Source organism: Bradyrhizobium manausense, assembly GCF_018131105.1.
Classification (GTDB): Bacteria; Pseudomonadota; Alphaproteobacteria; order Rhizobiales; family Xanthobacteraceae; genus Bradyrhizobium; species Bradyrhizobium manausense_B.
On sequence record NZ_JAFCJI010000001.1, the window covers coordinates 998,732 to 1,008,983 of the forward strand.

Genomic DNA, 10,252 nt, shown 5'->3' on the forward strand with positions numbered 1-10,252 from the left:
CGCTCGAAAGCGCTCTAACCAAGGCGCCGGAGATTGACGATGTCGATACGTTACAAGATTTTCGGTGCCTTCAGTGTCGTGCTTCTCCTGGCTTGCGCCATCGCCTTCTACGGCATTCGCGCCATCGGCAGTTCGGGCGACATGGTGGTACGTCTCTATGACGGCCCCCTGATGGGGATCAACCACGCGCGCTCCGCTCACGCGGCGCTGCACGAGGCGCGGCTGGTGCTCCAGCGCGGCCTGGTCGCGGGCAGCTCCGGCGAGGTCGTCGCAAAGTTCGAGTCGCTGATACGCGATAGTGTCGAGGACCTGAAAGTTGTGCGTGAGCGTGCCGCAACGCCGACCGTTGCGGCCGCGCGCGAGAAGGTCGAAAGCGAACTCAAGGATTGGTCGACCGCCGCGCTCAGGATTCTGAAGCCGTCGCCCGGCGGTGCCACGGAGATCCCGACAAGCTTCCTGCTTGCCCAGCAGGGCGACCGGCTGATGGCGTCGATCGATGACCTCGTCGAGCTCGTTGCGGCGTACGGCTATGAATATCGCATGGCGGCGGAGAAGGACGTGGAGGCGGCCCGCACCACGATGCTGTCGGTCGCTGTCGGAACCGTCGCGATCGGGCTGCTGATCGCGCTTGCGTTCTCGTACTCGATGAGCCGGCCAATTTCGGCCGCGGTGCGGGTTGCCGAACGCGTCGCCGCCGGCAATTTCACCGATGACATCGCGGTGCGTCGCAGGGACGAGCTTGGTCGTCTGCTGAAATCGCTCGCCGTCATGCAGGCAAGCCTGAAGACCCGCGCCGACGACGATCTCGCGCTGATTGCCGCCAAGGACCAAAGCAGCGCGGAGCAGGCCGGTCACCGGCAGCGTCTCGAGGCCGAGATCGATGCCTTCCGCTCCGCGTTCAGCGAGGTCATGAGCAACACCGCCCGCATGACCGGCGAGTTGACCGATACGGCGCAGGGGCTCGCCTCCGCCGCTCGCAATGCGGGCACGCAATCGAACGAGGCGGCTTCGACGGCGAAGGACACGTCGACGAACGTCCAGACCGTGGCGACCGCTGCCAGTCAGCTGGGCCAATCGGTCCAGGCGATCACGTCCCAGCTGGCGGATGCGACCACCATCGTGCAGCGTGCATCCGGCATGGCCGAAGCGGCCAATCAGACGATCGGCAGGCTCGCCAGTGCCGCCCAGCAGATCGACGAGGTGGTCGGCTTCATCAGGACCATCGCCGGCCAGACCAATCTGCTCGCGCTCAACGCCACGATCGAAGCGGCGCGGGCCGGCGAGGCGGGCAGGGGCTTTGCGGTCGTCGCCTCGGAAGTGAAGGCGCTGGCGACGCAGACGGCGAAAGCGACGGAAGAGATTTCGAGCCAGATCACCGAGGTGCAGTCGGCGACGCGCGAGGCGGTCGACAATGTCGGCGCCATTGCGTTGATCATCGGCGATATCGACGGCTTTACGGGGCGGATCGCAGCCGCGGTCAGCCAGCAAAATGCGGCAGCCGGCGAGATCTCCAGGAATATCGGGCAGGCGGCCTCCGGGACTGCACAGGTCGCACGCAGCATCGCCGGGACGGCCGAGGCGACTGACAACGCCAATCGCACGGCCGACATCGTTCTTGCCACGGCGCACGACCTGTCCAGTCAGGCCACGCAGTTGCGTTCGTCGGTGGATCGCTTCCTGTCGAACGTTGCGGCGTAGCCGCTGTAAAGGCATGTGGCAGCCGCGGTGCGGCTGGTGAGTGAATGCAGCGGCGCATCGTCCGAAGACGATGCGCCGCATTTTCTCTTATGCAGCTTTGGCGTCGGCGCTGCTGATCCAGTTGCGGGCCAGCGTGACGTCGGCCTGCGACAGTTGATGTCCTGCCGGCAGGACCTTGTGCTCGACACGCGCTCCCGCTTCCGACAACAGCGCCGCAAGCTTCGTCGAATTGCTTGCCGGTACGATCGGATCAGCCTGCCCCGACAGCAGTAGAATCGGCTTGCCGCCAAGCTCCGGCTTGACGAGATTGGCCTTGGGCGGATCCGACAGCGGCACCATGGCGCGCAGCAGCACCGCGCCTGCCAGCACGTCCGGCTTCAACAGCAGCAGCGCGGCTGCGATGTTGGCGCCGTTGGAGAAGCCGACCGCGACGGGCGCGGCGATGCCGTAGCGTTCGCGCGCGTCCGCGACGAAGTCGCCGAGCTCGAGCGCACGGCGGCGGACGTCCTCTTCGTCGAACACGCCCTCCGCGAGACGACGGAAGAAGCGTGGCATGCCGTGCTCGAGCACGCGGCCGCGCGGCGAGAGCAGCGCCGAGCCAGGCGAGATCGTCTTGCCCAACCCGAGCAGATCGTTCTCGTCACCGCCGGTGCCGTGCAGCAGCAGGATTGGGGGCGAGCCCGCGCTGGTCGCTGGCTCGAAGCGATGGATGAAGTCGGTCATGACGCGGTCTCTTCCAAATTCGGCAGCACGCCCTCGATCTGCTTGCGATGCTGTTCGAGGAAGCTGGGCAGCTTCAGGTCACGTCCCAGGGTCGCCACGGGTTCGTCCACGGCAAAGCCGGGGATGTCGGTCGCGATCTCGAACAGCACACCGCCGGGCTCGCGGAAGTAGATCGAGCGGAAGTAGTTGCGGTCGCGCTGCTCGGTCGGATGCAGGCCGTGATTGCTCACGAGCTTTTGCGCCATCTTGCCCTGTTCGGCATCGTCAACCGCGCGGAACGCGATGTGGTGCACCGAGCCGCCACCTTGATGGCCGCGCAGAAAACCCTTGGCCTCGTAGATGTCGACGACGCTGCCCTGCGCATCGCCCGGCGCCTTGAAGCGGATCACCGAACCTTCGCGCCCGGTCTCCTTGAAGCCGAACACGTCGGTGAGGACGGCGGCCGTCTTCGCCGCGCTGTCGAGCAGCAAGGTCACGCCGTGAAAGCCGCGGATCGCGTGCTCGGCCGGGACGTCGCCATTGCTCCAGCCGGGCTCGTTCTCGGCGCCTGATATGCCGACCAGCGCCAGCGCCATGCCGTCAGGGTCGGTGAACGGAAGCACGGATTCGCCAAAGCGCTTCTCCAGCGCCTCGTAGGCGATGCCCTTCTCGATGAAGCGCTGCGTCCAGTAGCCGAGCGAACGCTGCGGCACGCGGAAGGCGGTCTGATGGGTCTCGCCGACGCCGCGGCGTCCCGGCGACACGCCGGCCCAGGGGAAGAAGGTCAGGATGGTGCCGGGGCGGCCGGTCTCGTCGCCATAATAGAAGTGATAGGTGCCGGGATCGTCGAAATTGACCGTCTTCTTGACGAAGCGCAGGCCAAGGTCCCGGGTGTAAAAGCCGAAATTGCGGATGGGGTCGCCGGCAATCGCGGTGACATGGTGCAGTCCAGACATTCTCGTCCTCCAAATTCGGGGAGCGGGTCTTGCTCTCTGGCCGGAAATATCGTTCCGCTTTGGATTGGAGACAATCCATGCAAATATGACGGCTATGTCTACGATTTGGAAACAATCGCCGGGGCCGGCCCCTGGATAAGGTCGGCAGCCTCAGGGCCTTCGTGAAGGTGGTCGAAAGCGGCAGCTTTGCCGAGGCCGGCCGGCAATTGCGGCTGTCACGCTCGGCCATCAGCAAATACATCGCCGACCTCGAGGAGAGCCTCGGCGTCCAGCTTTTGAACCGGACCACGCGTCACGCCAGCCCGACCGAGAACGGCCAGCGCTATTTCGAGCGCGCGGTCGTGATCCTCTCGGAGATCGAGGCCGCCGACCAGGCGGTGACGCAGGCCCAGTCGGCGCCGCGCGGATTGCTGCGCGTCAACGCGCCGATGTCGTTCGGCACGATGCGGCTCGGGCCGGTGCTGGCGGATTTCATGGCGGCGTACCCGGAGCTTCAGCTTCAGATCGTGCTCAGCGACGATCTGCTCGATCCCGTGCAGGACGGCTTTGACGTGACGCTGCGGATCGCTGATCTGGAATCGTCGAGCCTGATTGCGCGAAAAATCATGCCGGTGCCGCGCATGATCTGCGCTTCGCCCGACTACCTCGTGCGTCACGGCACGCCAAGGCATCCGCAGGATCTGCGTGCGCATGCCTCGCTCACTTACGGATTCCTGCTGACAGGCAATCAGTGGAAGCTGACAGGCACTGACGGTGACCACTGGATCCAGCCGGCCTGGTCGCTCTGCGTCAACAATGCCGAGGTGCTGCGCGACGCCGCGATCAAGGGCAGGGGGCTGGCGCTGTTGCCGGAGTTCATCGCGGCGGATGCTTTAAGGAAAGGCGAGCTGCGGACAGTAATGGACGATTATTCCGCGCCCCCGCTTGCGCTCTATGCGGTGTATCCGCCGACACGGCATCTGTCGGTGAAGGTGCGGCTGTTCATTGACTTCCTGGTCGAGCGGTTCGGGCGCGAGGAGGAAGGGGCGAACCGGTTGACATGATCCGCCCGGCTCCTCGTCCTATTTCTTGCCGTCGAGAAATTCGCGTAGCGCCTTGATGGTCGCCGCCGGGTCTTCCTCCATCAACCAGTGTCCGGCGCCGGGAATCACGACCTCGGTGACATCGGTTGCCGCGTTCCGCATCACCACCGCTTCCATCTTGCCGAAGGACTTTTCGCCGCCGACGGCCAGCACGGGCATGGTCAGTTTGGTCGCGATCTGCTTCTTGTTGTGCTCGGCATCGGTGCGGATCGCCCTGAATTGGGCGAAGGCGGAATGCATCGCGCCCGGCTGCGCATAGAGTTTTGCGTAGTGACGGCGCGTTGCTTCGTCGACCTTGGAAGGGGTACCCGCGAACTCATTCCAGAAGCGGTCGAGGTAGATGCGCTCGCGGCCTTTGACCAGCCGCTCCATGTCGGGGCCGCCGAAATCGAAGTGCCAGAGCTGCGGGCTGCGGACGATCTCGTCCCACGGCGGCACGCCCGGCACCGGGGCATCCATTACGACCAGCTTCTCGGTGAGGTCGCGATAGCGCGCCGCATAGGCATAGGCCACCATGGTGCCGATGTCGTGTCCAACGACGACGGCCTTCTCGATGCCGAGCGACTGGAGGACGGCGCGCATGTCGGCGGCCTGGCTCCATTTGTCGTAGCCGTTGTCGGGCTTGGCCGAGAGGCCCATGCCGCGCAGGTCAGGTACGACCACGGTGTGATCGCGAACGAGATCCGCGCCAAGCCTGGCCCACATGTCGCCGGTGTCGCCAAAACCGTGGATCAGGATCACGGCGGGGCCCTTGCCGCCGACGCGCACATGAATCTGCGTGCCGTTGGCCGGGATGGTTCTGGTCTGGAAGGTGGACGGGAATTGCTCTTCGGCGCGGGCGGCAGGCGCGAGCAGCATGAGGAGAATGGCGAGATATCTTGCGCGCACCGGCGATCCTATCATCTTGTGTTTCGGCCGGCAGAGGTAATTCGAGACCGTTCGATCTACAACAGGAATCCGGGCGAGGGGCCGTCGCAATCGGGCGAAACTGTAACCCTCACCCGAATCGCATTTTCAATGCGATCCGACCTCTCCCTTCGGGCGAGGTGGGTCCTCGGCGGGCGCGAGCAGGTCGTCCAGCGTGTTCATCGACGCCTCGCGAAGCGCGGCCAGCTCGCGGGCGGCATCCTGGCGCTCGGCCGAGGACATCGCCGGCGCCGTCTCCTCGATCTCGCGGCAGCGCTCGAACAGGCTGATGAGACCGAGCGCGCTCGCCGCGCTGCCGAGCTGGTGCGCGAAACGCGCAAGCTGGTTGGGATCGCCGGCCGCGGCCGCTGCAGCGATATCGGCGATCAGCCGTCCGCTGGTCTCTCTCAGCAGATGATGCAGCTTCGCGATCTGGGAGGCGCCGAGCAGGTCCTTCTGGTCGTCGAGAAAGTGCCGGTCGATCAATCCGTCGGTTTCGGGCCGCTGATCCGTCGCGCCTTGTTCGGGTTCGTCCTCGATCGCCTCGCGCAGCGCGTTCATGAGGATCGGCTTGCCGACGATCTTGGTGATGTCGGCGGCTGCGAGCCGCTCACGGGTGTTCCGCGACACGTCGGCGGTCACGACGATGATCCGCGGCATCGGCTGCAGCGGGAGCTTTCGAATGCGCGTGGCCGCCTCCACGCCGTCCATGTCGGGCATGTGCAGGTCCATCAGGACGACGTCGAACGGTTGTCTGGCGGCGAGCGCGACGGCGGCCGCACCGTCTCTTGCGATCGCCGCGCGGTGGCCGAGCCTGACCAAAATGGCTTCGCCGACCTCGCAATTGACGGGATCGTCGTCGACCAGCAGCACGCGGCGTTGCCGCGATGGCGGCGGCAGCGCGCCTTGCACGATGCCGCTTGCGGCTTGACCGAGCGGCACGACGAGCGTGAACACGCTGCCCTTGCCCAGCGTACTCTCCACCGTCAGCTCGCCGTGCATCAGCCGCGTGAGGCGGCGCGCGATTGCGAGGCCAAGGCCGGTGCCGCCGAACCGCCGCGCGATGCTGTCGTCGGCCTGCACGAAATCCTCGAAGATCCGCTCATGCATGTCGGGCGCGATGCCGATGCCGGTGTCGCGAACGACGACGCGGAGCCGCGCGTGGTCGTCGTGCCGCTCGGCGGTCGCGCTCAGCGAGATGCCGCCGCCCGGGGTGAACTTGATGGCGTTGCCGATCAGGTTGAGCAGGATGCGGTTGAGGCGGACGGGGTCGCCGTGCACGGACGTCTTGACCGTCGCGTCGCAGGCGAGATCGAAGGAGAGGCCCTTGGCGAACGCCTGCGGGCGCATCAGATCGGCTGCCGTCTCGATCAGCTGGTCGAGGCGGAAATCGCGCGTCTCCAGCGCCTCGGTGCTGGCCTCGAGGCGGGCATATTCGAGAATGGCGTCGACCAGCGCGATCAGCGTTTCGCCGGATGCGGCGGCAGTCGCGAGGTGGCGGCGCTGGACTTCGCTGAGCCGGCCGTCGTCGAGCAGTTGCAGCACGCCCATGACGCCGTTGAGCGGCGTGCGCAGCTCGTGGCTGACGACGGCGAGGAAGCGCGACTTGGTTTCGTTGGCCGCGACCGCGACACTGCGCGCGCGCTCGGCCTCGTCATGCTCGGCAAGGGCGTGATCGCGTGCCTTCTCGAGCTCGGAGGTCCGTTCGATCACCTTGCGCTCGAGCGTCGCATAGGATTCGCGCAAGTGCGCGGCCATCCGGTTGAACTGGTCGCCGAGCGCCTCCAGCTCGTCGCCGGTGTTGATAGCGAGCCGCAGTCCGAGATCGCCGCTACCGATCCGCTGTGCGCCCTGGCTCAGCATCTGGATCGGCACGGTCATGCGCCGGCTGAGCCAGAGCGACACCAGCGTGGCGAAGGCCAGAAGCACAAGCAGCAGAAACGTCGACCGTCCGATCGAGGCGTAGATCGGAGCGTAGGCTTCGCTGAGCGGGAGTTCGACGAACACCAGCCAGCCGAGCGAAGGGACCGTCGCATAGGTCGAGAGCACGCGTTGACCGGAAAAATCCTCCTTGATCAGGCCGCCCGAGGGCGGTCCGACGCCGTCGAGCGCGGCGCGCACGTCTGGATGCCCGGAGAGATCACTCCGTTGCAGCGCCGGCCACAGATCGGGATGTGCGATCAGTACGCCGAGGCGGTCGACCACATAGGCCTTGCCGGTATTGCCCACTCTGATGCCGGCCACGAGGTCCCAGATGAAGCGCAGATTGACCTCGGCGATGACCACGTTGGGCTCGCGGCCCGTACCGCGTGCGGCGATCGTCATGAAAGGCTCGGTATCGCCGAAGAAGTAGACCGGCCCGTAATAGGCCCGGCTTTCATTGGCGCCGCGGAAGGCGGCTTCCGCGGAGTGGTCGGCATTGCTGCCGATCCTGTCCGGGACACGGCGCGACACGCGTACCTGCTCGCGGCCTTGCGCATCGAGCTCGGTCAATTCGGCGATCGCAGGCGACAGCCGCAGCAGGCGAATGGCGTTCAGCCGCCTGTCTTCGTTGGTCGACAGCTCCGGCGGCAGGCGCGCGAGCCATCTGATCTGGTTTTCGATCTGGCCGATGAACTGGCCGATCTGAATCGCGGCGCTTGCGGCCTGCTCGCGCTGGGTCGCGGCGAGAAGCTGCTTCTGCTCGCGATAGGAGAACCAGACGTCGAAGCCGGTGTTGATGGCGAGCGCGGTGAAGGCGAGGGCGACGATCGCGTAGAGATATTTGCGGAACAGCCGTCCCGGAGGCGTCCGCAAAGCTCCCTGGTCGATCTCCTCGTTCACTCGCGAATCTCGTCGGCGCGCGCGAGCAGGGTGAACGGGATCTTCAATCCGAGCGAGTCGGCGACGGTACGGTTGATCAACAGCTCGTATTTTCGCGGCGACTGCACCGGCAGATCGCCGGCCTTGGTGCCGCGCAGGATGAGATCGACGTAGTCGGCCGAGCGCACCTCCAGCGTCGGCCCGTAGCTCATCAGCCCGCCCGCATCGATGAAATAGTGGAACGGATAGATCATGGGCACGCGATATTTCGCGGCCGTCGCGGTGATCGCTTGCCGATTGACCACCAGAAAACTGTCGACGAGCGAGATCATCGCCGCCTTCGGAGACTCGGCGAAGCGTCCGATCGCGCCATCGATCTCCGCCGGCGTGCTGATCGGCGCCTGGACCACCGCAACGCCCGAGGAAGCGGCCTCCTGCTCGAGGGAATCGAGGTAGTAGCGCCCCGCGCGCGGCGTGCTCGCCGGATTGAACAGGACGCCGACGCGCTGGATGTCGGGCACGGCCTCCTTGATCAGCTGAAGCCATTTGCCGCCCATCTCGGGGGTGCTGCTGGTGAAGCCCGTGACATTGCCGCCGGGGTGCGCGAGGCTTTGAACGAAGCCGTTGCCAACGGGGTCGTTGGATGTCGCGAACACGATCGGGATCGTCTTGGTGGCTGCTATGATGGCCGCGGTTTCGACGGTCGAGCCGGTCAGGATGACATCCGGCCTGAGGTCGATGAGCTCCGCGACGGCGGCCTTCATCTTGTCCGGTCCGCCGAAACTCGAGCGCAGCTCGAAGTGAAAATTGACGCCTTCGACCCAGCCACGCTGCCTCAGTCCGGCGATCAACCCACCAAGCCGCGTGGTTGCACTCTCGGTCATGCTTCGTCTGGTGAGCTCGTCGTCGAGCGACAGGCTGGTGATCGACGCGACGATACGGATGCGATCCGACGTTGCGCCGAGCGCAAGGAAGCCCGCGGCGGTTGCGCCCGCAAGCCGAATGAAATCGCGGCGGGCGACCGCCGGCGCAACAGGCCGTTTGATCATGAAATGTTTCGCAAAAATTGTCCCTAGCGTTGTGCATAACGCGAAAGGCTGACGCCGACAATTGATGAAAAAATGCGCTTGTGAATGTTCATTCGCAGCCATGGGCAGCCCAATACCGTATTGCTACGTAAATCGCTGTTTCGTTTGGTGTCTGCTCTGTGGCGCCCTGTAAGGCCTTTTGGCATTGCAACATTTCCGTCCCGATTGCGGGCGGCGGTTCGGGGAAGCCGATTTCGTGACTGCCGATTTTTGAGCTGTTGTTTCAGATTGTTTTCGAAGGTCTATGATGCGCAAAATCTACCTCGTACCGGCCCTTGTAGGCCTTCTCACCACTGTTGCGGTTGGCCCGCTGGCGGCCCAAGGCGCGACGCCCAAGCAGAAAGCCACTGCGGCGCCAAAGACGGTCGCGGCAGGCGCTGCGCCAGCCGCGACGGCCCCTGGCGGTGCAGCACCGGCCGCCTCGACCGAGACCGCCGCGGCGGCCGCCGACGACAAGATCAAGGCGATCGAGGGCTTCCGTTCCGCCAAGTTCGGCATGAACGAGGCCGATGTCCGCGCGGCGATGGCCAAGGACTTCACCCCGAAGGCCGACGCCATCAAGGCCCAGGACAACCCGTCCGAGTTGACCCACAGCGTGCTGCTCTCCGTTCCGGAACTGCTGCCGAACGGCGGTACGGCCGAGCTTTCCTATGTGTTCGGCTACAAGTCCAAGTCGCTGATCCAGGTCGGCGCGGTCTGGTCCAAGGGCACTGATGCGGCCATGACGCCGGAGAAGCTGTTCTCCAACGCCAACATCCTGCGCGCGCACTTCCTCAGCGAGGGCTTCAAGCCCGACTCGATCGCGGTCAACATGCCGGTCAACGGCGGCATCGTGATGTTCCGCGGCAGCGATGCCAAGGATCGCTCGGTGATCCTGCTGCTCCAGGGCACGTTCGAGAACAAGGAGAACAACCAGCGCGTGCTCACGCCGACGAGCCTGCTGCTGTTCTACGTGGCCGACGCCAAGAGCCCCGACGTCTTCAAGCTTCCGCCCGGCCAGTTCTGATCACGGACGATC

At 65.3% G+C, this 10,252-nt stretch carries 8 protein-coding genes; 3 read left to right on the top strand and 5 right to left on the bottom strand.

What is annotated here, in order from left to right; genetic code table 11:
• The first annotated feature begins 39 nt into the window (after window positions 1-39).
• Window positions 40-1,698, top strand: coding sequence for a methyl-accepting chemotaxis protein (locus JQ631_RS04610; protein WP_212324393.1), 1,659 nt, complete (start codon window positions 40-42; stop codon window positions 1,696-1,698).
• An 87-nt stretch (window positions 1,699-1,785) separates the two neighbouring features.
• Here JQ631_RS04610 and JQ631_RS04615 read toward each other — a convergent pair whose 3' ends face one another.
• Complete coding sequence (locus JQ631_RS04615; RefSeq protein WP_212324395.1) at window positions 1,786-2,421, bottom strand: alpha/beta hydrolase; 636 nt, start codon at window positions 2,419-2,421, stop codon at window positions 1,786-1,788.
• The gene (locus JQ631_RS04620; RefSeq protein ID WP_212324397.1) at window positions 2,418-3,356 is read right to left on the bottom strand and encodes a ring-cleaving dioxygenase; all 939 of its coding nucleotides are present in this window, start codon (window positions 3,354-3,356) and stop codon (window positions 2,418-2,420) included. Before JQ631_RS04620 ends, JQ631_RS04615 begins: the two co-directional genes overlap by 4 nt.
• A gap of 131 nt (window positions 3,357-3,487) precedes the next feature.
• Between JQ631_RS04620 and JQ631_RS04625 the strand changes: the two genes are divergently transcribed.
• Complete coding sequence (locus JQ631_RS04625) at window positions 3,488-4,399, top strand: LysR family transcriptional regulator (protein WP_212328489.1); 912 nt, start codon at window positions 3,488-3,490, stop codon at window positions 4,397-4,399.
• Window positions 4,400-4,417: 18 nt separating this feature from the next.
• Here JQ631_RS04625 and JQ631_RS04630 read toward each other — a convergent pair whose 3' ends face one another.
• The 3 genes from JQ631_RS04630 to JQ631_RS04640 all read right to left on the bottom strand — a co-directional run bounded on the left by JQ631_RS04630 (window position 4,418) and on the right by JQ631_RS04640 (window position 9,195).
• Window positions 4,418-5,341 (bottom strand): alpha/beta fold hydrolase, encoded by a 924-nt coding sequence (locus JQ631_RS04630; protein ID WP_433995499.1) that lies wholly within the window; start codon window positions 5,339-5,341, stop codon window positions 4,418-4,420.
• Between the two features lie 111 nt (window positions 5,342-5,452).
• Entirely contained in the window at window positions 5,453-8,167 is a 2,715-nt protein-coding gene (locus JQ631_RS04635) for a hybrid sensor histidine kinase/response regulator (RefSeq protein ID WP_212324399.1), read from the bottom strand.
• Window positions 8,164-9,195, bottom strand: coding sequence for an ABC transporter substrate-binding protein (locus tag JQ631_RS04640; RefSeq protein WP_212324401.1), 1,032 nt, complete (start codon window positions 9,193-9,195; stop codon window positions 8,164-8,166). The genes JQ631_RS04635 and JQ631_RS04640 overlap by 4 nt, the downstream gene beginning before the upstream one ends.
• 283 nt (window positions 9,196-9,478) lie before the next feature.
• Between JQ631_RS04640 and JQ631_RS04645 the strand changes: the two genes are divergently transcribed.
• A complete protein-coding gene (locus JQ631_RS04645; RefSeq protein ID WP_433995500.1) occupies window positions 9,479-10,240 on the top strand; it encodes a hypothetical protein in 762 nt (253 codons plus the stop codon).
• Window positions 10,241-10,252: the final 12 nt, after the last annotated feature.